This window comes from Leclercia sp. Marseille-Q4284 (assembly GCF_916618945.1).
Classification (GTDB): Bacteria; Pseudomonadota; Gammaproteobacteria; order Enterobacterales; family Enterobacteriaceae; genus Enterobacter; species Enterobacter tamurae.
In genome coordinates this window covers 503918-527216 of record NZ_CAKAKG010000001.1, presented here as the reverse complement: position 1 = coordinate 527216, position 23299 = coordinate 503918, and the positions used below count along the sequence as shown (strand labels likewise).

Genomic DNA, 23299 nt, shown 5'->3' with positions numbered 1-23299 from the left:
TATTACATATGAGCCGTCGCGTATTGCCCGGGCCGGAAAAGGAATCAAATCACTATGCGCTGTAAAACGCTGACCGCTGCCGCAGCGGTTCTTCTGATGATGACCGCAGGCTGCTCCACTCTGGAAAAAGTGGTTTACCGCCCTGACATCAACCAGGGGAACTATCTCGCTCCTAACGATGTGTCTAAAATTCGTGTCGGTATGACACAGCAGCAGGTTGCCTATGCCCTGGGTACCCCGATGATGTCCGATCCATTCGGCACCAATACCTGGTTCTACGTGTTCCGCCAGAAGCCAGGCCATGAAGATGTGTCCCAGCAGACCCTGACGCTGACCTTCAGCAGCAGCGGCGTACTGACCAACATCGACAACAAACCGGCGCTCACCAAAGAGTAAGGTTTCAGAAATGCAAAAAGGTGCTCATTGAGCACCTTTTTTTGTTTTATCGCGGGTTACTTAGCGGACTTCTCCGCGCGCTGGCGACGCAGCTCTTTCGGATCGGCAATCAGCGGACGATAAATTTCAACCCGGTCACCGTCCCTCACGCTATCGCCCAGTTTGACCGGACGGCTATAAATGCCGACTTTGTTTTTCGCCAGATCGATATCGCTGCGCAGCGTCAGCAGGCCGGAGGCTCGGATCGCCTCTTCAACGGTGGCGCCCTCTTCCAGGGTTACGCGCTGCAGATACTGCTTTTCCGGCAGCGCGTAGGCCACTTCCACCACGATGTTAGCCGGCACTGTAGACCTCTTTGGCGCGCACCGTAAAGGCCTGGACCATATTCGCCGCCAGCTCTTTAAACACACGACCAAACGCCAGCTCAATCAGGGCGTTGGTAAACTCAAAATCGAGATGGAACTCGATCCGGCAGGCATCGGCACTGAGCGGGACGAACTTCCATCCGCCCATCAATTTCTTGAACGGGCCGTCCACCAGATGCATCAGAATGCTCTGATTATCGGTCAGGGTGTTACGGGTGGTGAACGTCTTGCTGATACCAGCTTTGGAAACATCCACCGCTGCCGTCATTTGCGTCGGGCCTGAGTCCAGCACGCGGCTCCCGGTACACCCCGGGATAAACTCCGGATATGACTGAACGTCGTTCACTAACTGGTACATTTGTTCCACACTGTAGGGGACAAGCGCAGTACGACTAATCTGAGGCATAGCATTTTTCCTGATCAAACAACCGACAAATAATAGCATTTATCACCTGTTAAAAAAACGCTGAGCCTCATCTCGTGCTAATATAGCGCGTTAGACCTCACAGGACGCAATGAGGTGACTTTTTGACATCAGATTACCTACGGCTTCACGACACTTATGACGAAGAAAAAAGCACATAAACCTGGCTCGGCAACCATTGCGCTCAACAAGCGTGCCCGCCACGAGTATTTCATTGAAGAAGAATTCGAAGCTGGCCTTGCGTTACAGGGCTGGGAAGTTAAATCGCTGCGTGCGGGTAAAGCCAACATCGGCGACAGCTACGTGATCTTCAAAGACGGCGAAGCTTTTCTGTTTGGCGCGAACTTTCAGCCGCTGACGGTCGCCTCGTCCCATTACGTCTGCGATCCCACCCGCACCCGTAAGCTGCTGCTGAACAAGCGCGAGCTGGATTCCCTTTTCGGACGCATCAACCGCGAAGGTTATACCGTCCTCGCCCTGTCGCTGTACTGGAAGAACGCCTGGTGCAAAGTGAAAATTGGCGTGGCAAAAGGTAAGAAGCAGCACGACAAACGTAACGACGCCAAAGATCGCGAATGGCAGGTCGATAAAGCGCGCATCATGAAGCACGCAGGCCGTTAATAACCGGGCACTTATTGAGCGATTCAATAAGTTAGCGTTCCGGACTGGTATCCGGGCTGCGAATTCTGGTATACTTGCTGTAACACTATTGGGGCTGATTCTGGATTCGACGGGATTTGCGAAACCCAAGGTGCATGCCGAGGGGCGGTTTGCCTCGTAAAAAGCCGCAAAAAAATAGTCGCAAACGACGAAAACTACGCTTTAGCAGCTTAATAACCTGCTAAGAGCCCTCTCTCCCTAGCTTCCGCTCTTAAGACGGGGATCAAGAGAGGTCAAACCCAAAAGAGATCGCATGGAAGTCCTGCCTGGGGCTGAAGTGCTAAAACTAATCAGGCTAGTTCGTTAGTGGCGTGTCTGTCCGCAGCTGGCGTGCGAATGTAAAGACTGACTAAGCATGTAGTACCGAGGATGTAGAAATTTCGGACGCGGGTTCAACTCCCGCCAGCTCCACCAATTTTTGATATATTGAAGTTCAGTGAAGTCTATCAAGCCCGCATGGAACCAGCCTTGCGGGCTTTTTTACGTCTATAATAGTCTACCGAGAATTGCTAGAATCTACTCGTTATGGCACCCTTTTTGGGACCCAACACGAAGGGTCCAAAACATGAGGGTCCCAAACATGGCAAAAATCGCTAAGAAGCTCACTGACACTGAAATCAAAAGCACCAAACCTGCCGAGAAAGAGGTTAACCTTTTTGACGGCGATGGTTTGCTCCTGCGAATCGCCCCCTTGGCGAAGGGAGGAAAGAAAAATTGGTATTTCAGATATGCAGTGCCTGTGACCAAAAAGCGAACTAAGGTGAGCTTAGGAACCTATCCTCACCTTACACTTGCGAAGGCACGAGCTTTACGTGATGAGTACTTGTCGTTGCTTGCAAATGGTATAGACCCACAAGTTCATAACACCCACAAAGCCAATGCCCTTAAGGATGCCACGGAACATACATTTCAAGCAGTAGCCAGGAAGTGGCTTGATGAGAAAGTCAAAACGTCAGGCATCTCCCAAGATCATGCTAACGACATCTGGCGAAGCCTAGAGAGAAATATCTTTCCAACGTTGGGTGATACCCCCATTAAGGAGATTCGCCCTAAAATGCTTAAACAGCATTTAGAACCCATAGAAAAACGAGGTGTCCTTGAAACACTTCGCCGCATCATATCCCGCCTGAATGAAATTTTCCGCTATGCAGCAACAGAAGAACTCATAGAATTCAATCCGGCTGACAACCTGGGGCAACGGTTCAGCAAGCCAAAAAAACAGAATATGCCAGCATTACCCCCTTCCGAACTCCCCCGCTTCCTGGTTGCTCTAAACAATGCTTCTGTCCGTTTAGAAACAAGGCTACTGATTGAGTGGCAACTTCTCACATGGGTTCGCCCTGGTGAAGCTGTTCGCACAAGATGGTCAGATATTGATATAGAAACCGGCATGTGGAACATCCCGGCGGAGTTTATGAAAATGAAGAAACCTCACAAAGTTCCACTGAGCAAAGAAGCTTTGCGAGTCTTGGATTCAATGAAAGCCATCAGCGGGCATAGAGAGTGGGTTTTTCCCAGTATCAAAGCTCCACTCAATCACATGCATGAACAAACAGCTAATGCGGCTATAATCCGTATGGGCTTCGGAGGTGAGCTTGTAGCTCATGGTATGCGATCAATCGCCAGAACGGCTGCTGAGGAGTGTGGCAAATTTAGAACTGATGTCTTAGAAGCCGCCCTTGCCCACTCGAAAAAAGATGAAATAATTGCAGCCTACAATCGTGCAGAGTATCTCACAGAACGTGTGGTTCTCATGCAATGGTGGAGTGACTATGTTTCGTCTCAAAAATACAAAGTTATTGCCGCATAACTCTTCCATGATGGGTTAACTATCTTGATTTATTTGAAGAATTAATGATCACACCATTAACCTATGTGGACTAAGCATAGCCATTTACAAATGGGTACCTTGAGGCCAAATAACGAAAGCTGTCGGTCATATCAGCTAAATAATTCACATCTCTTCTCGATTATCATACACCTCGAAGATCTACCAAATTCGCTCTAATCAATGATAAAACAGTTGAATTCGGTTAAAATTTGATCAATTTTATCCTCTACATTGTATTGAATCATCCATGAGGTTTCGTGCATGGCTAGCGAAAATGACAAAAATCATAGAGTTAGGGTCGCACAGTACTTGAGGATGTCTACCGACCATCAGCAATATTCTTTACATAATCAGTCCGAATATATCAAAGATTATGCTGAAAAGAACAATATGGAAATCGCTTATACCTACGATGATGCAGGTAAGAGCGGAGTCAGTATCGTAGGCAGGCATTCTTTGCAGCAGTTACTTAACGATGTAGAACAAAAGAAAATAGATATACAGGCTGTATTATTTTATGATGTGAGCCGTTTTGGTCGTTTTCAAAATAGTGATGAAGCTGCATATTATTCCTTTCTATTTGAGAGAAATGGTGTAGATCTTATATATTGTTCCGAACCTATACCCACTAAAGATTTCCCTTTAGAGTCCTCTGTTATACTCAATATAAAAAGATCTAGTGCTGCATATCACAGCAGAAATTTATCTGAAAAGGTATTTATAGGGCAAGTAAATTTAATAAAGCTTGGTTATCATCAAGGCGGTATGGCTGGTTATGGACTGAGACGTCTTTTAGTAGACGAAAATGGCATAGCTAAAGAAATATTGAGTTTCCGCAAAAGAAAGAGCATTCAAACAGATAGGGTAATATTAATTCCGGGACCAAAAAATGAAATAAAAATTGTAAATAGAATCTATGATCTCTTTATAGATAATAACGTTCCAGAATTTATTATTGCTGAGAGATTAAATGAACAGAACATTCCTGCAGAAAATGGAACATTATGGACTCGTGCAAAAATACATCAAATTTTGACAAATGAAAAATATATTGGAAACAACATATATAACAAAACCTCATCCAAACTAAAAAGTAGGCTTGTAAAAAACCCCAAACATGAATGGGTTAGATGTGACAAGGCATATAAACCTATTATTTCAAAGAAAAAATATAATAAAGCTCAAGAAATAATTCAGCTCCGATCCATTCATTTGACTAATGAAGATCTATTAGAAAAACTAAAACAAAAATTAGAATCTAATGGAAAACTATCAGGCTTTATCATTGATGAAGATGATACAGGCCCTTCATCTTCTGTTTATAGAACGCGATTTGGTGGTCTTTTAAGAGCATATACTTTGATTGGTTATAAGCCAGAACATGATTACAGCTATCTCAAAATAAATGAAGCACTAAGATCATTTTACTCAGAGATAATTGAGGATTTTAAAGGTGAAATTTTAAAAAGTAACTGTCATATAGACGAGTATAAATATGCCCCAATGCTTTACATCAATGATGAGTTTTTAATTTCCGTCCTTGTTACTAAATGCATACATATGAAATCAGGTAAACTTAGATGGAAAGTCCGGTTTGATAACTCACAGAAAGCAGACATAACAATTGTTATACGAATGAATTCACAAAATATTTCACCTCTTGATTTTTATATCATACCAAAGATTGAAAACGAATATAGTAAAATGTGCATGACGGAAACAAACAACATTCGATTAGATCTCTATAGATTTGATAATCTTGATAAACTTCTACAAATTATTACTCGCATGAAAGTGAGGGAACTATATGCTGCCTGAAAAAAATGAATTCCCAATAATTCAAATTGAGATTGCAAAAATAAAATTTCTTAACCCACGAACAAGAAATAAAGTAGTGCATGAAGAAATAAAGGAAAGCATAAAAAAAAGAGGATTAAGCAAACCTATAAGCGTAAGAGCTATTGATGAAGACGATTTCAAATATGCTTTAATTTGTGGTCAAGGGAGAATAGAGGCTCTCGTTGCATTAGGTGAAACTATTATTCCAGCAATTGTAAGAGATGTATCAGAAGAAGATGCTTACGTTATGAGTTTAGTTGAAAACATTGCAAGGAGAAGACCACGTTCTAATGAGTTATTACAGGTGATTAAAGACATGAAAATCAGAGGACTTTTAGACTCCGAAATAAGTGAGATTACTGGATATTCATCGAACTGGGTGAGCAGTATTAATATGCTACTTGATAAGGGAGAGCATAAACTTCTCTCAGCAGTCGAACGGGGTAATTTGCCTCTATATCTCGCAGTGCAATTTGCAAGATGTGAAACTGAGGAAGCACAAGATATTCTTACCGAAGCATATGATAAAAAATTAATAAAAAGTCGGGACATTATAAAGATAAAACACATTCTAAATCAAAGAACAGTTGGGAATAAAGGTGCAAAAGCAGCCGGATTTTATTATCACAAACCATCAAAAAGGATGACTGCAGAGGAGTTGATTGAGCTTTATGAAAATAGTATCGCTGAACATAAATCTGTTTATAAAAACTCAAAATTCATAAAAACCAATCTACTAATAGTAAATGAGATTTTTAACATCATAATGATGAATAAAAGCTTTCAACATATACTTGAACAAGAGAATCTTTCAGAACTACCATCTCAGATATTAAACCCAGTAAACAAAGAGGTATCAAAATGATTCAGATACGTTTTGGCGATAATTTTATTTACCTGGAAACTAATAAGTTAATTCCATCTAAGGAATTATTAGAAAACGTAAAGCGAAGCCATAAATATTATCAAATAGTTACCTCTATCGAAAGCTTAGGTATTATTGAACCAATAATAGTGTTCTATGACAAAGATAAAGATGTCACTAAGATACTTGATGGCCATTTGAGGGTTGAGGCTTTAAAAGACTTAGGTATAGAAAAAGCTCCATGTATACTTTCGAGCATAGATGATGCTTTCACTCCTAACAAACAAGTGAATCATATAAATGTAGTAGAAGAACATAGAATGATAATTAAGTCTCTGGCAAAAGTATCAATTGAAAAACTTAGTGCTGCTTTGGGCATATCTGTTGATGCCATAAAAGATAAAGCTAATGTGATGAACGGCATAGATCCAAGTGTAATTGCGAAACTTTCTGATAAACCTATACCTAAGGCTACATTTGACGTTTTGAGGAAAATGAAGCCAATTCGCCAAATTGAAGCAGTCGGTACAATGATTAATTTTGATAATTATAGTAAAAAATTTGCAATGAGCATCTTGGATGCAACACCGGCATCGATGATAGTAAATAAAGGGAAAAACACTCCCTATAAAAAGGACATAAAAAAAACCATACTTCGTCTGGAACAAGAAATGGCAACAACTTCGGAAGAAACGAAAAAGCTTCAAACCGAGTATGGTTCAGATATGTTGAAATTCGTTATAATCCAGTCATATATTAATAAATTACTTGGCAACTCTAAAGTTCTTCATTGGTTCTTAGAAAACGAGGTTGATTATCTTAATGAGTTAAAAAGAATTTCTAGAATAAATTCTTTGGACGATAAGACTCTTATTGAAAACAGCAAGTCATAGTCATGGTTTTATATAGCCTAAATAAACCAAGAAGTATACTTACACAACGACCTTCACGCCGAAGAAGCTGTCAGATACGCCAGCAACTAAAGCATTACGTTTAAGTGTCAGTCATTGATACGAAGGGATAACTGCGTATCAGCAGCCGGACATTGAGTCGAATAAAGGCTGGTAGAGAGGGACAGTTCTGTGTCACCAGGAGATTAGTCAGAAACATCAGCGGCAGAACAGATGAACCAGCAATTGGTAGTGCACAGAAAACTCTCCAGTATTTAATTATTCAACTTAACACTAAAAAAATCACATAGTTAATATCATAATTTTTCTTTGGTCTACGTATGCGAGAGATATTGTGGCTTTAACCGGGTATTAGGAGTCGTTTCAGATAAAAGATGTTCTTCGATTCGACTGGACTTGGTAATAGCAATAAGTAATCGTTAATATTGAAGGACGAAAGGCTACTTCAAAACAAAGTAACCTTTCCAATATCCCCATATATGGGACAAGTAGTACATTAACTGCACATAGTGCAGGATACATATGACATAAAACTTTTTATTTATGGCATACATTATAAATAACTTGTATTTTATGAATGTCAATAGGTTCTTGTTTAATACTTTTAAAATAATTAATTGATTGTTTTTATTATAGCTTCGCTTGTACAAGCGAAGATCCTCTTGTTCTTGAATGAATAATGCCAATTATAAGAGAAGCAAGGGCTAACTCTACGAAGCCGCTGCGCTTGCTTCTCCGAGTTCCTCTTGCTTTTCAGCCCTTCGGTTAGAAAAGAACAGCCAGACCCAGTAAGCACATATCCATTGAACTGCGCCCAATGTTTTGTGACAGATTACTATAGAAAGGTCGACTTTGGCACGGAGCGTTCAAGCTAACTGAGCTGAAGGTCTGCTGTGAGCGAAAAACGGACCTTCAAATCCAAACCGGTTCAATTGATTAACTTTGGCTGTCAGTCAAGCCATCGTTAACATGAATCCGATCGAAAATTCCTTATCGCATTTTTACAAATACGCAGTGGCAAGAAAGATAGATTCTGGCTCATGACAAGTAGAGTTGTTCATTTGTATAAAGAGACTTCGCCTTCAGGACGCGTTTTGAACCTGCGATGCATCCACAGGTATTGCTCAGGAGCACGGAGAATTTCACGCTCGATGATCTTGTTCATATAAGCCGCTGCGGCGACCTTGTCTTCCCCTGGATAGCCTGACAACGGATTGCTGATATACATGTGATAACCTTTTTTATCGCTACGTCGAATCATGCTAAGTGTGATCAAGTGTGCACCAGCGAGTTTTGACAGAGCATACGTTCCGTTCGTCGTGGCTGCTTTTTTTACCGAGAAAAAAGGTGCAAAAACGCTTCCTTTAGACCCATAATCCTGGTCTGGTGCAAACCAAACGGCTTCACCTGCTTTTAGCGCATGAACAAAACCTGATAAATTACGTCGATTAATCATAGCCTTATTTGAACGCATACGCCCTTTTGTCTGTACCCATTCCATTAATGGATCATTGTGTGGGCGATACGTTGCCATCATAGGATGGCATAACCCCATTACTCTTCCACACAACTCAAGGGACATAAAATGAATCCCGACAACCATTACTCCTCTTGTCGCACCGGTCAGGTTTTCAAGCCCTTCGACATCAAACCATTTTTTGACTCTCGCATCGCTCCAGAACCAGGCCATTCCTGTTTCCATCAGTCCCAGCCCGAGAGAAGCAAAGTTTTTATTGACCATCTGGCTCCGGGCAAACGGTGTCATCTCGGGAAAGCACAGTTCGATATTTCTAATCGCAATCCCTTCCCGGCGTTTCAGAAAGGGTCTGGATATTGTTCCAAGGCCAGAGCCCAGAGTATGTAAAACCGGGTAAGGAAGTTGAACGAGAAGCCACAGCAGACCCAAACCAGACCAGGTAAGCCAGTGGCGAGGATGAAGTAAATTATGAGTAAAAGTCTGTGCCATAAATTTCCTTAATGCTAATGAAGGTTATAACGCAAAAGGAAAACAATGAGGCAATTCGTCTTTAGCGATACATTTTGTTTTAGATAATTTAAATTCATCTAAATTCAGGAAAAAATATTTTTCAATGACTGGTGAATAATTTAAAGAGCCAAGGGTGAATTGTAAGCCAGCAAATTTATTCTGTTATAAATCCATGGTTTTATCATTGATACTCAAGGAATTGTCTTCCTGATTCATCATCATCAAGGTACTCAAAAGAAAGAAGCCGAATTTTGGTAAGTTTATAAAACCACTCACAATCGTTTCGTTGAATAATTTCGCCTGGTTTGAAACATATCCCTGATGCCACCCGAATAATCGCATATTTACCATTACTAAACCTGACCCGGTGAATACAGAAAGGTTGGCCAGGCTGTCCGTGACAGCTGTTCGACATGATATGCCCTTCAATAAAAACAGATTTTTTAGATTTCATTATCATACCCTCTACAACAGCAGTACAGGAGGAATGTTGTCATTTTCCGACATCACTGACGTTAAGTGGCAGAAGCTGATCAGCCGCCGATACACCGGCATTCTGAATGTCTGAACAACAGTCCGCAGGCAGGGCACTCAAGAACCGCATCTTTTCTTAGTTTACCTGCTTTCTGATCGGCTCTGTGTGCACATACCGGGCAGGCAACATGAACCGGTCTTTCTTTAAAATACCTGAGCCCATTTGTATAAGACATAAATAATTCTCTGAGGAATACAGTAATTATTATACGCTTTAATATAAAAATAACTGGCATAAGTTATGTTAAGTTGTGTCTGAATCAGGATATCAGATATTGAAAATTGAACGTCTTATTTATGATACACTACCCTTCCGTGAGAAATTTAAGATGAAATCAGAAGACACCCTTGACTGGTATCCGGCACAACTACCGCCTGTGAAAATTATTCTTGGCGAAGCCGTGCTGGCTGTGGGTAAACAGGGCCGACCGATTAATACCCGCACCTTGCTGGAATACCTTCAGGTCATGCAGGACAAACAAAAAAGGCGGGATGACAAAATCGCCATGCAGACTGCGATTGATGTTCTCAGGGATAATCAGCGCATTAACGGCAGACGTTAATGCACCTCCGGGATCAGTGTCAGTTCTGAATGATCTCAACCGTATGGTTTTGTCCATCATCCTTCAGCGGTATTCTGTCATCAGGGAGGAGAACACCATCCAGCGTCACGCAATATTCTGCATCGCCGCGTGAAACACTAATCTGATAATGGCTTTCACCATATTGATATGCCATAGAAAAAGACGACCACTCATCCGGTAACCTGGCATGAACACTAAAGTCAGTGCCGGAACGTTTTATCCCCAGTAATTCCTCGGTAAGTAAACGCCAGGCCCAGCCTGCGGAACCGGTATACCAGCTCCACCCTGCACGTCCGGTATGGGGAGCGACGCTGTAGACATCAGCACTCATGACATAAGGCTCAGCTTTATAAATCCCGACAGAGTCCGCATTCAGGGTATGATTTATAGGGTTGAGCATTGACCAGAGTTGCCAGGCTCGTCCGGCATTCCCCATTCGGGCAAAGGCCATCACTGCCCAGATGGCGCCATGCGTATACTGCCCTCCGTTTTCCCGCACGCCGGGCAGGTACCCCTGTATGTAGCCCGGATTTGGACCGTGTCCGTCGAAAGGAGGCGTTAACAGTTTGATCAGCCCTCCTTCGTTATCCACAAGGTGCTTATCCAGCGCCTGCATGGCCTTTGCGCACCGTCCCGGGCTCGCGGCGCCGGACAATACAGACCAGCTCTGCGCAATCGCATCAATCCGGCAGTCCTGTGAGGTTTTCGATCCCAGGGGAGTACCATCGTCAAAATACCCGCGCCGGTACCATTCCCCATCCCAGGCGTGGGCTTCGAGATTACTTTGCAGGCGCAGAGCCTGTGAACGGCACATCGCGGCGACGCTTTCATCCAGCCTGCGCTCCGCCAGCGCTGCAAACCGCTGCAAAATGTCGTACAGGAAGAAGCCCAGCCAGACGCTTTCACCTTTGCCTTCGATACCCACCCGGTTCATCCCGTCATTCCAGTCACCAGCCCCCATCAGCGGCAGGCCATGCTCCCCGAAGCGAAGTCCATAGTGAATAGCTTTGACGCAGTGTAACCAGAGTGTCTCTTCGGTGCCGCTGATGACCGGCGTGTCATAGACAGACTCTTCACCAGGCTGAAGCGAGCGTCCCTCCAGATAAGGAATGCGTATTTCCAGTGCATCCATATCCCCCGTCGTTTCAACATAGTGGCAAACAGCAAGCGGCAGCCAAAGATAGTCATCGGAACAGCGGGTACGCACACCGTTGCCGTGAGGCGGGTGCCACCAGTGCTGCACATCCCCCTCGATAAACTGCCGTGATGCACAGAGTATTATCTGTTCACGCATCCGGTCCGGAGCAGCGTGGCTCAGAGCCAGCGTATCCTGCAGCTGATCGCGAAAACCAAATGCACCGCCAGACTGATAGTAGCCACTCCGGGCCATAAGACGGCAGGCGACCGTCTGATACAACAGCCAGCCATTAACCAGTAAATTTACGGACGTGTCGGGGGTGTTAACTACGATTTTATCGAGAACATTGTGCCAGTGATTATGAATCCGGTTCAGCTCCTGGCGGACCGTATCCTCGTTCATGTAGCGGGCCAGCGTCTCCTGAGCACAAACATCATTCTCCTCTGCACCGAGGATAAAAATAAACGTCCTCTGGTCCCCGTCAATTAATGTAACCGCCGATTGCACCGCTCCGCAGGGATCCAGACCGGCCCCCGTCTTACCAGAAAGCTTTTGCAGTTTCATAGCCGAAGGGGCGTGAAGGGAACCATTACGGCCAATAAACTCCCGGCGGTCCCCTGTCAGAGAACAGTCATTACCGCTGACGGCAAAAAATGCAGTTCGGCCGCCACCATTATCACCATAAAAGTTATTCGCAAGTATCCCGCAGCCGCCGGGCGTTCTGGCCACATGTGTCACAATGTGAGGGGCTGAGCGCGTTCGTGTTTCTCCGAGCGTCCACTCTACATAGCCTGTGACGGAAAGTTGACGTGTCCGTCCCGAAGAGTTACTGAGCGTCAGGAGCACCAGTTTAACCGGATCTTCTTCAGCAACCAGGACCGTCAACTCGCTGTCTATACCACTCTCACGATGGGCAAAAACGCTGTAGCCAAAACCATGGCGGGTCAGGTAATCACCGTGTCCGCGAACAGGTAAAGCCGTCGGCGACCAGCACTCCCCGCTCTCTTCATCGCGCAGGTAAAATGCCTCGCCGCTGCGATCGCTCACCGGATCGTTCTCCCACGGCGTCAACCGGTATTCATGGGCATTCTCATACCAGGTATAGGCCTGCCCTGCCTCTGAGATCACACTGCCAAAACGAGAATTTGCCAGTATGTTCGACCAGGGAGCCGGTGTAAGCGCATTTTCCCGAAGGACGATCTGATACTCCCGCCCATCCTGAGAAAATCCACCGTATCCGTTGAAATGGCATAACTGACTGGTATCAGGGCTCCAGTCCGTATGTTGATTACGCTCGCGCACAGCACGCGGAATGAATGCCCTTGCCGGCGATTTCAGGGTATGAATACGCTGGTTAAGCTGCTCATTAATACCCCCTGCGCGGTCATCAAGATAAAGACAGGCCACGCTCATCAAAAGCAACTTATCCTCAGCGGAGAGATGCTCACCGTTGCGGACAAAAAGCCCGCCTTTTTTATCCAGCAGACTGGCTTCAGACCCGGCATAAATTAACTCCATAATCTGATTTTGTAATCCCTGCTGGTAGCCGCCGGGGCTGTTATTCAGGATAACTAAATCAACATCCAGCCCTTTCTGTCTCCAGTAACGGTGTGCCTGAATCAGTGTGGTCACTGAGGTGATACTTTCCTCGCTGGTTATACTCAGCAGCACTATCGGCAGATCCCCTGAAATTGCCCAGCCCCACAGTCCGGACTGGCCACGCCGGTTGCGGCCGATCGCCTGGCCTTCGGCGCGCAGCTCCTGGACAGGGTAAAGCACAGCGCTGGCGAGACTATTGAACAACGTGGCATCATCTTCACTGGCGTTCATCTGGCGCAATACCACCAGACTGTGAGACCAGGCCAGTTCAAAGACGCGATCGGCGATAGGGTAATCGCGATATTTCTCCAGCAACGCCAGGCTCTGCTGACGGGTCTCACTGATGCCATAAATGATATCAATCGTAACCGGCTGCCCCGGCTGCAGAATAATGGCGTTGCGAATTGCCAGTATCGGATCCAGCACCGAGCCCGACGTGTTGCCTAGCATCCCTCCCGTCTCTATTGCCTGTGCATTCGCAGGGTTTCTGCCACGTCCAATAAACCTTGCCCTGTCCGTTTCAAACGACACGTTATGTCGGTTATCGCCGTGCACCACCATCATGTGAAACAGGCAAGGGCCCGGTTCATTCGGTGAACGCGGGCGCCGGTGGCAAAGAATAGCGTCACGCTCAGGAGCCAGCTCAGTCTGAATAAACAAATTGCTGAATGCCGGGTGTGCCAGATCGCTGGCATCAGGTGCCAGTACCACTTCAGCATAGGTTGTCAGCTCCAGAGAGCGAGGCTTGCGACCACGATGAATCAGTGTGAGCCGTCGCAATTCAACATCATCCTCCGGAGAGATCACCACCTGAGTTTTGACGCTGAGTCCCCCTAAGCTGCGTCTGAATTCTGCCCCCGCATCGGTGAACAACACTTCCTCGTCTTGTCCGCTGGTGTAGCCTGTTGGTTGCCAGGTATTGCTCCACACATCTCCCGTCTGGGTATCGCGGATGTAGCAGAATGCTCCCCAGTTATCACGGGTGGTATCACTGCGCCAGCGCGTTAGTGCAATATCATTCCAGCGACTGTAACCGCCGCCGCCCGCGGTCAACATCAGATGATAATGGCCGTTGGACAGGAGTTGAATATCCGGGGCGGGGGTATCCACGCTATAGAAAATACGGGGTTCATAGCGAACGGGTTTGACCATGCCCTCATGAGATTCAAAATGACGGCGCGGACTGTACAGATCGACCGCATCCGGCACGCGCTCCTGTAACAGCAGACTCGCTGACCGGAATACCGTACTGGACATAAAGCGTTCAGTCATGGGGGCATCAAGCAGCACATGAGCCAGCGCCTGAAATGCCATACCCTGGTGATGCGCCATCCAGGACTGTACCACCGCATAGAGCTGACCGGTTGCAAGACGTGAGGGGGTATAGTCCAGCGCTTCATAAAAACCGTATTCTCCGCGTGCACCATTTTTTTGCAGCCTGAACAGGTTCTCACAGGCTCTCTGTGGGGAAACCATCAGCGCCAGCAGCGTGGCGTAAGGAGCGACAACCATGTCATCGGCAAGTCCCCTGCGCAGACCGAGCCCCGGTACGCCAAATGCCTGATACTGATAATTATGCTGAACATCAAAAGCATGATAACCAGACTCTGAAACACCCCATGGCACCCCGCGTTCTTTCCCCCAGTGAATCTGGCGCATAACCGCCGACTGACTCATTTCATCGAGCAGGCTGCCGGGCCAGGTGGGCATCACCAGATTCGGCATCAGATATTCAAACATGGATCCGCTCCATGACATCAGGGCAGTTTCATTATCAATCGTGGTAAACAATCGACCCAGCGCGTACCAGCTTTTAAGAGGCAGCTGATTAGTCGCAATGGCAAGAAAACTGGTCAGGCGGATTTCAGACGGCAGGAGATCGTAGTGGCTCTTGTCAGGCATATTGGTGTCACAGTTATAACCGACGCTGAGCAGACTGGTTGCTTCACTGTACAGAAAGGCGAAATCCATCCGGGCATGCTCATCCAGCCGCTGTTCCAGCTCGGTGATAATATTGAGTCGCATTCGGGCCTGCTCCGCCACTGACGCCGGAGGCGTTCCTGTACCGGTTAATGTCGGACGGGCAAGCTCGCTCAGCGTCGGCAGCTTCTGTTCATTCCAGGATGCAGGCAACCAGCCAAGCAACAGAGACCACTCATGGCAAAGCTGAACCAGTTGATGCTCCAGATGTCCAGCCCAGCGCATCTGAAGAGGAGATCCCTGATGACATGCGCTGGTCAGATGGTTGCACTGGGTGCGAATGCTTTTCAGTTCGCTGAAAAGCGCCTGCGGAGAGAGCGACACCGCGTTCAGGCAATGCTTGCGCAGCAGTCTCAGGCTGTCAGGTGGGTTCTTACCCCACTGTTTTTCCAGAATATCCAGCGTATCGTTCAGTCCTGCCAGTATCTGTTGGTTGCTTAAAACAGGCTGATGACGCATGGCGGACAGGCCTGCACGCAGGGTCAATAAATGCCCGGCCATATTGCCGCTGTCGACGCTGGAGATATAGCGTGGACTTAGGGGAACCAGCGTACGGGTGTCATACCAGTTGTAGAGATGGCCCCGGTAGTGCTCCATTTTATCCATCGTGTCGAGCGTGAGCGACACGCGCCGGAGCACCTCTCCGCCAGGCAGGTAGCCAAAGTCCCATGCCGTCAGGTTAGCCATAAGTGAAAGACCAATATTGGTAGGAGAAGTTCGGTGTGCCACCGTCGGTTGTGGTATTTCCTGATAATTATCAGGTGGAAGCCAGTTCTCTTTTGCTGTGGCAAATGTTTCAAAAAAAGCCCAGATTTCACGGCTTGTCTGGCGTAACAGCTGTTTTTGTTCCTGATTAGGCGAAAAAACCTTACGCACGGGCTGGCGACTCAGCCAGCTCATCAGCAGCGGTGCCACACACCATACCAAACCGATCGGTAACGCAATCCCCAGCAGCTGTGGGGCAAATTGTCCGGTCAGTATTGTCAGCGCCACGCCACCGGCAACGTTAAGCCACATCGCCTGATAAAAACGTGCAACAGTGGGTCTGGCCTGACTGCTGTCCTGGCTGTGGCTGACCCACTGGCTGAGGTGACGCCTGCTTATCCCCAGTCGCCATAGCGTCACGGCGATCGCTTTCAGCGAATATCCGGCTTCGTGCGGCAGTATCGCAAAATTAAGGCTGATACCTGACAGACGCTTCAGCGCGCCCGCCCCCACCAGTAACAGATGCGGCTTCAGGCGGCGACGCAGAGGTTTATGCAGAAGGTCATGGGCGATGCAGAGGATGGCTGGCAAAAGCCATATCAGCGAAAGTACGCCCAGCCAGTAAACCGGATTGGGTACCCCAAGCAGGGTGAAGAACAGCAATACCAGTAAGGAGGGGGCGACCAGACTGCGACGCAGATTATCGAGTAATTTCCAGTAAGAAAGTGCGGTCAGCGGATTCCTGACCCGGGTTCCATCGGCTTTTCTGACGCGTGGTTTTAGCCAGTTAAGCAGTTGCCAGTCACCCCGGATCCAGCGTGAACGTCGTGCAACATCCGACAGATAATTATTGGGATATTGTTCGTAGAGTAACACTTCACTCAGCAGACCCGAACGGGCATAGCATCCTTCGAGTAGGTCATGGCTGAGTACCAGATTTTCCGGGCAGATGTTGGTAGTGGCCTGCATAAAAATATCAACATCGTAAATCCCTTTGCCCACAAACGAGCCTTCCCCAAAGAGATCCTGATAAATATCCGAAGACATCATCGAATAAGGGTTATTGCCCGGTACGCTGCTGCGCAGGGCTGCGTAACGCCCCTGACCGTTGCGTGGTATCTCCTCCGCAAGACCGGGCTGTAAAATACCGAATCCTTTGACAACCCTCTGGCGTACCGGATCATACTCAGGCGTATTCAGCGGATGCGCCATCGTCGCGACGAGTTTGTGTGCCGTATCGCGCGGGAGCACCGTATCGCTGTCCAGTGTAATGACGTATTTTATGTGACCCGGTAAAAGGTGGGCAGGCATCTCTGCAACGCTGACGAATTGCGTTCCGGGATGGCGCAACCAGCTGTTCAGTAACGCCAGTTTTCCCCGCTTGCGTTCATAGCCCATCCACGCTCCTTCCAATGGGTTCCATTCAGGCTGGCGATGTAACAGATAAAAACGTGGTCGGCCGGAGGGGTAGCGGCGATTAAGCGCCTGCGTATCGGCGATAGCCTGTCTGAGCAGCGCGTGACTTTCCGGCGAGGGTTCATTTTCAGAATCAGCAAAATCAGTGAGCAGCGCGAACCTGAGATTTTCGTTTTCATTCCCTAACCAGCAGACTTCAAGACTGGTGAGGAGCTGGCTGAAACTTTCGTGGCTGGTCAACATGCAGGGAATGACTAACATGGTGGCACTGTCAGCGGGAATCCCGGCTGAAAAATCCATCCCCGGCAAGGGTCGAGGAACGCGAAAACGGGTGGTTGCATCACTGAGTAAATCGCTCATTAACTGAGTCAAAGCGATAATCAGAGGCAATATCACCGCGATCAACAGCCAGTCTGTGCCCTGCATGGCGGTTTCGTGCAATATTGCTGCGGTCGCTGCGGTTGTCAGCAGCGTCAGGCTTCCAATCCATGACAGCAGGGTTATTCTGTTGAAACTGTGACGCAAGCGTAGGAGCCTTGAGGCGTCTGCCAGGAGATGAATATCCAGCGCCTGTCGACCTTCGCCCGCAAGATAATAACCAACATGATGTTCCGGTGTATCGGGCGCTTTTTCCTCTGAAAACGCCAGCACTTTCTCTGCAACCTCAGGCTCGCTGAGACCGCTGTCTCTGGCCAGAACCTCAACTACGTGCCGGTAATGATCCCGGGTATTGAAGTGCATCCGGGGATAGATGCCGGCAGGATCATTGCGTAATGTCTGTTCGACAACGCTTATCGTTTCGGCGAAATCAGCCCAGTCCGTTTCACTCAATAATCGCAGGCCCGCAATGCTGTTACTTACGGACAGCTGGCTGGCGGCAAGCTGCTGATTGAAACTATGTATGAGAACGTCAGTGGTGATCCCCTGTTCCCGAAGGCACTGATCAACCCAGGTCAGAGGTAACGACAGCGCGTTGCCATGCCCCTGCAGGCGCCGCACCAGCTCTGCGACAAACGCACTGGTTAACGGAGGCCGGGAGCGCGCCATATCGGCAACCACCATGATTAAATCACCAGGCGCACTCTCTGCGCATTCGACAATCCTTGTTATCCACGTATCGGCAAGGTTTCTGTCTTGCTGCGCTTTTATCACTTCCATACTGATACGACGAAGATTTTCAATCAGCGCCAGGCGCAGCATTCCCGGTAACGCCCAGACTTCACCCAGCGTCAGCGGCGTCACCTGTTGATAGGCAGTGAGATAGCTGGTCAGGCTGGCGGTATCCCAGCGGCCATCGCCGTGAGCAATAGCCTCTGATGCAATATGATAAATTCGTGGGCAATTCAGCGGCGATACCAGCGACGGAAGACCTTTGCCAAAGCTTTTCGGCAGATGCTGGCGGACAGTGCGGATTTGTTCCTCAATCAGATAATAATTGTCCAGCAGCCATTCACCGGCGGGCATGATACTGGTCTTTTTACCCGCGTTAAGCTCATAGCAGTTTTGGGTAATGACGGCCTCATTGTCGCCAAGCCGTTTCAGAAGATAATAAGGATGCTTATCCGGTGATACTTTATGAGTCCGCGCCAGCTTCTGGCCGTAGCGTTCCATCTGGACGGTCGAAAAGAGTTCTGACCGCGGCGAGCTTTCACCGGCAGGATCGTTCGCCGAAAACGTTATGTTTTCGGCAGCATTCATCAGTATACGGGAGCGGTTAAACCACGCTCTGGGGATCATTTTCATAGCATTGCTCTGATGCGACGTTAGCGCGCAGGAGCAGTTGCGAAATCAGTTCAGAAACGTTCTCTCAGGATGGGCGTCAGGCATCAGGGATTTAACAGCTGCCGGAATCTAACATAAGTATAGGACATGAGCTCTGTTCTGCGGTTTTGGTCGAGCTAGCGTCGGGAGATAAACAGAGCCTTACATCCGGGGCAAAGCATGGTCTGGTTGAGCCGGATTTTTGACAACGGTTGTACTGATTTTAAGCCACAAACAGGACAGGCAGCTGTGGCAGTAGACGCACTGCTGAAGAATTTCATTGCGTAATTGATAACAGACATAACCATTAACCTTTCAATGAATGAGCTTCACCGTACCATATGTGGTTAAGTTTTAATCTATCTATTTTGACACACTGAAAATCAGGAAAGATAAATGTTCGCAGCCACAGGCCCCCTGAGACCGTTTATCCGGCAAAACTCTATGCGGCTTCCAGGGATGAGTAATTCTGATTCGCGGGAGTTAACGGCTGAAATGTGAAGCAGAACGTCTTTTCGTCCATCAGATGGGATGATGAGGCCTTTACCACTAAGAATATCAAAGCTTTTGACAATTCCTGTCATTTTATGGGACAAGTCAATTCCTTATTGAAAACACGTAAAGACTATACATTGAAAATGGCATTCAGCCACTTTTATTTTCCCTACAGGACCTCTGGACGGCTAAAAGATAATTTGCTTATATTGATTCCCTGTGCCTTAATGAATCCCATCAGTTCGATGTACTAATGAAAGTTAGAAATTTTCCGGGCAGTTCTCATTACCAGGCGCTATCGTTGATATCCCCTCTTTTTGAGTCCATACATTTACTATCAATACAATGATGTATAACAGGAGTCAGTATGACCTCTAGAATTACAGGCCTGGTAAAATGGTTTAACGAAGACAAAGGTTTTGGCTTCATCTCTCCTCTTGATGGCAGCAAAGATATCGTTGTCCATTTTTCTGCGCTTAATGGCGACAACTTTAAAACTTTATTTGAAGGACAGAAAGTTGAATTCGCCATTCAGATCGGAGACAAAGGTCCTGCTGCTGCAAACGTAATACTTTGCGATAAATAAATCAATGTGGGTCTGCGATAACGATGAAGGATTATCCCTGAGTAGACAGCCCCATAACTTAAATCAGTGAAAAATCGTTTATTCTTAATATCTGATCAGCATATTCTTCACAATTATGAGTGTGCTGACCGATGTAATGAAGTGCAGGACTACTGCATAAAAATTTTAAAAGCACAAACTAACTGCTTGTTAAATAAGAAGTGCGTAATGAGCGAGGCTATCTCCGAAAGAACCACGTAATGGCTTTGACCTTAATGGCATCTGCCAGCTAACACCCACGAGAGAACAGGATAATAGAATATGATTAAAGTCCTTGTTTTCTTTAATGCTGAATCCTGTAAAGTCATGACCGTTCTGGAAGGTATATCCTCTATCAGGCAGGAATATCCAAACGGTGAATAAACACATCTTCGGATTATGTCTGCAGGTTTTCCTTCCTTAACTGGCGATCATGGCATTGTTTACGTGGCTACTGACAGGGAGTTAACGTCACAGGAGATATTTGATGCGGCCAGGAAATATTTATAGCAGTTTCATTACCTTCTCTGCTTCATGTTTAATTGCGTACCTACCCTATTTATAAGATACAAACAAAAAAAATAAGTAAAAAAACTTTATAGCCTGCTAACCGCAGGCTTTTTTTTCAACACATTCTTTTAAAAATCGCTGTCAAATCAGGAAGTCACACTATGTGCATTGACAAAATACAGATGGCCCTCTACCTCCCTTCATGCTATTTTGCCTTTTATGATGAATCCTTCTGAGCGGCAGGGCAAATTAACCTGATGAATTTTCTAATGGAATGTTCATCATGCACGAACGAAGCAGCGGGTCATAGGGATACCCAAAGGCTTACCGGGAGGCATCGGCATCATATTCATAAGCATCAAGCGATGCAGCAGAGGATTTTTCTCTGGATGTTTTATGCTTCTTGTTTTGTAAGAATTATTGAAAGATTGTTATATATTTAGTCCAGCAATATGTCTGGCAACTATAATGGTTAGTTACTTCCTTTCCGAGTTCGGTGCTTCTTTTAAGGAGGATTTCACTTTTTACAAATTGGTGATTTCTTTAATGACTATAATATTTTCAATACTTATCTTATTTTTGTTAAATAATGCACTCATGAAGTAAGGAGATACAGTTAAATTTCATCTCGAAGATAATCATCTTCTTCCTGAGATAAAACCTAAAGCGAAGCCTATACCGACTGCTATGAGAATACTTGTCGCAGGATATGACTCAACTTTATTCTTCATGCTGTTAGCCCCACTACGTAACGCATCATCGGTTTTAGTAGCGTATTCTTTTACTGTTTCCTTAAATTCATTTTCAGACTTTTCAGGTGAATGGTTAAACATGGCACTCTCCGGTTTGAAATTATTTATTTAAGTATAGTCAACACCCTTAGGAAAATAAAAAGTTGCAGCTAAATAACACGACTTAGATTATTATTTTCTTACAGTGCTTTTTTATATATTTAATGAGTATATGCAAACCTAATCGGCGTTACAGTGTAGGGTACCCTATACTATTAAAACCTCATAAAGATAGGATGCCGGAGTAGACTATGCTAACTTATTTAGAGATCCCAACTGCAGATGTCAGGTTGATGCAAGAAGAATGGCAGTATTCCATTAACGAATGGGAAGATGAAGGAGGGGCGTCTGAAAAAATATATAAAGATGTTGACATTCTAAAAAGTAACAATATGGAATTAATTTTTGATTTACTGTGCTTTGAAAATGAAGGGAAATAGCAACGGTAAATATCGTCTTTTCTTTTCTAATGTTCGTATTTGGTTCATCGCCGCCCAGAAACCTTGCCGCAGGAGCAATTCGTAAAGAATACAACCACACATTCGAAACCGCCCTAACTTTATGTATTGATCAAAAAATTCTGGTCAATGCCTTAGCTTTTTCCAAAGACGATTTCCGCGTCGACGCTTACTCTACTTGGTTCGTTAACTTCAAAGAAACAGCCGGAACTTCCTGCATGTATTGACCTGCTCAGCATTAACAAATTCAATAGAGATGTAATAAAATTCCGCTTCTGGCAAAGGGCTGCTGTTGCAGCCCTCACAAATTAAACTTCAATAGACTCAGATATCTCCAGGGCATCATCCACTTCAATACCGAGATAAAGGACTGTACTTTCAAGTTTTTTGTGACCTAACAATAGCTGGATCACTCGAAGATTCTTCGTTTTTTTATAGATCAGATATGGCTTGGTTCTTCGCATAGAATGCGTACTGTATAGAGTCTCGTCGAGACCTAGCTTATCAATCCATCCATGAAAAATACGGTTATATTGCCTGGTTGAGATATGTCGTGAAGAACCGACGCGGGACTGGAACAGATAGTCGCTACTACGTAGATGAGCCATTTTGATCCATGCTGCTACAGCCTCTCTGGTTCCCTTAGTCAGTTCAAACTGAACGGGGCTTCCCGTTTTTTGCTGCAGCACTGTCGCTCTGCCCGAAACAGAGTGCCCATAGGCCACATCAGAAACTTTTAGCTTAACCAGATCACAGCCCCGAAGTTTACTGTCCAGAGCCATGTTAAACAGAGCTAAATCGCGTACTTTTCCTTCCATCTCAAGTCTGATACGGATTCCCCAGATATGAGAGATCTGAAGAGGCCGTTTCTGGCCAATAATACGGCCTTTGTTCCAGGGGGATGTTGTCATGCTCATTCTCCTTTGGGTTAGGAGATGTGATTATGGTTGTCCCATATGAGCGAAAATCGGATGCCCGCATAGCGTAAACAGGCGTCCGATATTTTGAAGTGGGCAGATTACTTAATCCGCTTCCCCGTTTCGTCAATGACCTTCTCGCCATCCTCTTTGGTAAACGCTCCTTTCTGGCCTTCCGGTAGAATATCCAGCACTATTTCTGAAGGGCGGCAAAGACGAGTGCCAAGCGGCGTAACGACAACCGGCCGATTAATCAGGATCGGATGTTGAAGCATGAAATCAATCAACTGCTCATCACTAAATTTCTCTTCATCAAGACCCAGGTGTTCATAAGGCTCAACATTCTTACGCAGTAATGCACGCACCGTAATTCCCATATCTGAAATAAGTTTAATCAGCTCATCACGGGTGGGTGGCGTATCGAGATAATGAATTATCGTCGGTTCGTTGCCGCTGTTACGGATCATCTCCAGCGTGTTGCGTGAGGTGCCACAGGCCGGGTTGTGATAGATGGTAATGTTGCTCATAT

General features: G+C 46.1%; 20 protein-coding genes, 1 other RNA gene and 1 pseudogene. 11 read left to right on the top strand and 11 right to left on the bottom strand.

Translation table 11 applies throughout. From position 1 onward, the window contains the following. The first annotated feature begins 54 nt into the window (after positions 1 to 54). Entirely contained in the window at positions 55 to 396 is a 342-nt protein-coding gene (gene bamE, locus LG383_RS02445) for an outer membrane protein assembly factor BamE (protein ID WP_166183442.1), read from the top strand. Positions 397 to 452: 56 nt separating this feature from the next. Here bamE and LG383_RS02440 read toward each other — a convergent pair whose 3' ends face one another. Next, the gene (locus tag LG383_RS02440; RefSeq protein WP_166183444.1) at positions 453 to 740 is read right to left on the bottom strand and encodes an RnfH family protein; all 288 of its coding nucleotides are present in this window, start codon (positions 738 to 740) and stop codon (positions 453 to 455) included. After that, the gene (locus LG383_RS02435; RefSeq protein ID WP_207630083.1) at positions 730 to 1167 is read right to left on the bottom strand and encodes a type II toxin-antitoxin system RatA family toxin; all 438 of its coding nucleotides are present in this window, start codon (positions 1165 to 1167) and stop codon (positions 730 to 732) included. The genes LG383_RS02440 and LG383_RS02435 overlap by 11 nt, the downstream gene beginning before the upstream one ends. Before the next feature lie 156 nt (positions 1168 to 1323). Here LG383_RS02435 and smpB point away from each other — a divergent pair, with 156 nt between their 5' ends. From smpB to LG383_RS02405, 6 genes are all read left to right on the top strand, one after another. Further along, positions 1324 to 1806, top strand: a complete 483-nt coding sequence (smpB, locus tag LG383_RS02430; protein WP_039030084.1) for an SsrA-binding protein SmpB — start codon at positions 1324 to 1326, stop codon at positions 1804 to 1806. 90 nt (positions 1807 to 1896) lie between these two features. Beyond that, positions 1897 to 2259, top strand: a transfer-messenger RNA (tmRNA) gene (gene ssrA / locus LG383_RS02425). Positions 2260 to 2425: 166 nt separating this feature from the next. Then, positions 2426 to 3655: an integrase domain-containing protein gene (locus LG383_RS02420; RefSeq protein ID WP_159514719.1), complete on the top strand. Its 1230-nt coding sequence runs from the start codon at positions 2426 to 2428 to the stop codon at positions 3653 to 3655. A 282-nt stretch (positions 3656 to 3937) separates the two neighbouring features. Next, positions 3938 to 5494 carry a recombinase family protein gene (locus tag LG383_RS02415; protein WP_159514720.1) on the top strand — a complete coding sequence of 519 codons (1557 nt, stop codon included), beginning with the start codon at positions 3938 to 3940 and terminating at the stop codon, positions 5492 to 5494. Then, the gene (locus LG383_RS02410) at positions 5484 to 6380 is read left to right on the top strand and encodes a ParB/RepB/Spo0J family partition protein (protein WP_159514721.1); all 897 of its coding nucleotides are present in this window, start codon (positions 5484 to 5486) and stop codon (positions 6378 to 6380) included. The genes LG383_RS02415 and LG383_RS02410 overlap by 11 nt, the downstream gene beginning before the upstream one ends. Further along, positions 6377 to 7273 carry a plasmid partitioning protein RepB C-terminal domain-containing protein gene (locus tag LG383_RS02405; RefSeq protein ID WP_159514722.1) on the top strand — a complete coding sequence of 299 codons (897 nt, stop codon included), beginning with the start codon at positions 6377 to 6379 and terminating at the stop codon, positions 7271 to 7273. The genes LG383_RS02410 and LG383_RS02405 overlap by 4 nt, the downstream gene beginning before the upstream one ends. Positions 7274 to 8348: 1075 nt before the next feature. Here the strand turns inward: LG383_RS02405 and lpxP are convergent. The 3 genes from lpxP to LG383_RS22980 form a co-directional block, all read right to left on the bottom strand. Beyond that, positions 8349 to 9257 (bottom strand): kdo(2)-lipid IV(A) palmitoleoyltransferase, encoded by a 909-nt coding sequence (lpxP, locus tag LG383_RS02395; protein WP_023479857.1) that lies wholly within the window; start codon positions 9255 to 9257, stop codon positions 8349 to 8351. A 202-nt stretch (positions 9258 to 9459) separates the two neighbouring features. Next, on the bottom strand, positions 9460 to 9732 hold the full coding sequence (locus LG383_RS02390; RefSeq protein ID WP_176691153.1) for a hypothetical protein: 273 nt from the start codon (positions 9730 to 9732) through the stop codon (positions 9460 to 9462). Positions 9733 to 9811: 79 nt separating this feature from the next. Then, a complete protein-coding gene (locus LG383_RS22980; RefSeq protein ID WP_218969423.1) occupies positions 9812 to 9988 on the bottom strand; it encodes a YnfU family zinc-binding protein in 177 nt (58 codons plus the stop codon). A gap of 153 nt (positions 9989 to 10141) precedes the next feature. On the opposite strand from LG383_RS22980, the gene LG383_RS02380 reads away from it, so the two are divergent. Continuing rightward, complete coding sequence (locus LG383_RS02380; protein ID WP_004132711.1) at positions 10142 to 10375, top strand: hypothetical protein; 234 nt, start codon at positions 10142 to 10144, stop codon at positions 10373 to 10375. 19 nt (positions 10376 to 10394) lie between these two features. Here LG383_RS02380 and LG383_RS02375 read toward each other — a convergent pair whose 3' ends face one another. From LG383_RS02375 to cspF, 3 genes are all read right to left on the bottom strand, one after another. After that, positions 10395 to 18977 (bottom strand): GH36-type glycosyl hydrolase domain-containing protein, encoded by an 8583-nt coding sequence (locus LG383_RS02375; RefSeq protein ID WP_023479820.1) that lies wholly within the window; start codon positions 18975 to 18977, stop codon positions 10395 to 10397. Between the two features lie 155 nt (positions 18978 to 19132). After that, the gene (locus LG383_RS02370; RefSeq protein WP_213076230.1) at positions 19133 to 19297 is read right to left on the bottom strand and encodes a YnfU family zinc-binding protein; all 165 of its coding nucleotides are present in this window, start codon (positions 19295 to 19297) and stop codon (positions 19133 to 19135) included. 81 nt (positions 19298 to 19378) lie between these two features. Further along, positions 19379 to 19591: a cold shock-like protein CspF gene (gene cspF, locus LG383_RS02365; protein WP_001446195.1), complete on the bottom strand. Its 213-nt coding sequence runs from the start codon at positions 19589 to 19591 to the stop codon at positions 19379 to 19381. A gap of 266 nt (positions 19592 to 19857) precedes the next feature. Between cspF and LG383_RS02360 the strand changes: the two genes are divergently transcribed. Next, positions 19858 to 20076: a cold shock domain-containing protein gene (locus tag LG383_RS02360; protein WP_016239707.1), complete on the top strand. Its 219-nt coding sequence runs from the start codon at positions 19858 to 19860 to the stop codon at positions 20074 to 20076. A gap of 300 nt (positions 20077 to 20376) precedes the next feature. Then, a pseudogene (locus tag LG383_RS02355) lies at positions 20377 to 20604 on the top strand (hypothetical protein). Positions 20605 to 21242: 638 nt separating this feature from the next. On the opposite strand, the gene LG383_RS02350 reads toward LG383_RS02355, so the two are convergent. Next, entirely contained in the window at positions 21243 to 21437 is a 195-nt protein-coding gene (locus LG383_RS02350; protein WP_023479757.1) for a hypothetical protein, read from the bottom strand. Positions 21438 to 21646: 209 nt separating this feature from the next. Between LG383_RS02350 and LG383_RS02345 the strand changes: the two genes are divergently transcribed. Continuing rightward, positions 21647 to 21835, top strand: a complete 189-nt coding sequence (locus LG383_RS02345) for a hypothetical protein (protein WP_023479866.1) — start codon at positions 21647 to 21649, stop codon at positions 21833 to 21835. Between the two features lie 326 nt (positions 21836 to 22161). Here the strand turns inward: LG383_RS02345 and LG383_RS02340 are convergent, their stop codons facing one another. Beyond that, positions 22162 to 22764 (bottom strand): site-specific integrase, encoded by a 603-nt coding sequence (locus tag LG383_RS02340; RefSeq protein WP_023479883.1) that lies wholly within the window; start codon positions 22762 to 22764, stop codon positions 22162 to 22164. A 107-nt stretch (positions 22765 to 22871) separates the two neighbouring features. Further along, positions 22872 to 23297, bottom strand: a complete 426-nt coding sequence (gene arsC / locus LG383_RS02335; protein WP_023479704.1) for a glutaredoxin-dependent arsenate reductase — start codon at positions 23295 to 23297, stop codon at positions 22872 to 22874. Between the last annotated feature and the right edge of the window lie 2 nt (positions 23298 to 23299).

Excerpts from the sequence above, each read along its gene's own strand:
- bamE (WP_166183442.1), top strand. The coding sequence starts at position 55 with ATGCGCTGTAAAACGCTGACCGCTGCCGCAGCGGTTCTTCTGATGATG.
- LG383_RS02435 (WP_207630083.1), bottom strand. The coding sequence starts at position 1,167 with ATGCCTCAGATTAGTCGTACTGCGCTTGTCCCCTACAGTGTGGAACAA.
- smpB (WP_039030084.1), top strand. The coding sequence starts at position 1,324 with ATGACGAAGAAAAAAGCACATAAACCTGGCTCGGCAACCATTGCGCTC.
- LG383_RS02420 (WP_159514719.1), top strand. The coding sequence starts at position 2,426 with ATGGCAAAAATCGCTAAGAAGCTCACTGACACTGAAATCAAAAGCACC.
- LG383_RS02415 (WP_159514720.1), top strand. The coding sequence starts at position 3,938 with ATGGCTAGCGAAAATGACAAAAATCATAGAGTTAGGGTCGCACAGTAC.
- LG383_RS02410 (WP_159514721.1), top strand. The coding sequence starts at position 5,484 with ATGCTGCCTGAAAAAAATGAATTCCCAATAATTCAAATTGAGATTGCA.
- LG383_RS02405 (WP_159514722.1), top strand. The coding sequence starts at position 6,377 with ATGATTCAGATACGTTTTGGCGATAATTTTATTTACCTGGAAACTAAT.
- lpxP (WP_023479857.1), bottom strand. The coding sequence starts at position 9,257 with ATGGCACAGACTTTTACTCATAATTTACTTCATCCTCGCCACTGGCTT.
- LG383_RS02390 (WP_176691153.1), bottom strand. The coding sequence starts at position 9,732 with ATGAAATCTAAAAAATCTGTTTTTATTGAAGGGCATATCATGTCGAAC.
- LG383_RS22980 (WP_218969423.1), bottom strand. The coding sequence starts at position 9,988 with ATGTCTTATACAAATGGGCTCAGGTATTTTAAAGAAAGACCGGTTCAT.
- LG383_RS02380 (WP_004132711.1), top strand. The coding sequence starts at position 10,142 with ATGAAATCAGAAGACACCCTTGACTGGTATCCGGCACAACTACCGCCT.
- LG383_RS02375 (WP_023479820.1), bottom strand. The coding sequence starts at position 18,977 with ATGAAAATGATCCCCAGAGCGTGGTTTAACCGCTCCCGTATACTGATG.
- LG383_RS02370 (WP_213076230.1), bottom strand. The coding sequence starts at position 19,297 with ATGTCTGTTATCAATTACGCAATGAAATTCTTCAGCAGTGCGTCTACT.
- LG383_RS02360 (WP_016239707.1), top strand. The coding sequence starts at position 19,858 with ATGACCTCTAGAATTACAGGCCTGGTAAAATGGTTTAACGAAGACAAA.
- LG383_RS02350 (WP_023479757.1), bottom strand. The coding sequence starts at position 21,437 with ATGTTTAACCATTCACCTGAAAAGTCTGAAAATGAATTTAAGGAAACA.
- LG383_RS02345 (WP_023479866.1), top strand. The coding sequence starts at position 21,647 with ATGCTAACTTATTTAGAGATCCCAACTGCAGATGTCAGGTTGATGCAA.
- LG383_RS02340 (WP_023479883.1), bottom strand. The coding sequence starts at position 22,764 with ATGACAACATCCCCCTGGAACAAAGGCCGTATTATTGGCCAGAAACGG.
- arsC (WP_023479704.1), bottom strand. The coding sequence starts at position 23,297 with ATGAGCAACATTACCATCTATCACAACCCGGCCTGTGGCACCTCACGC.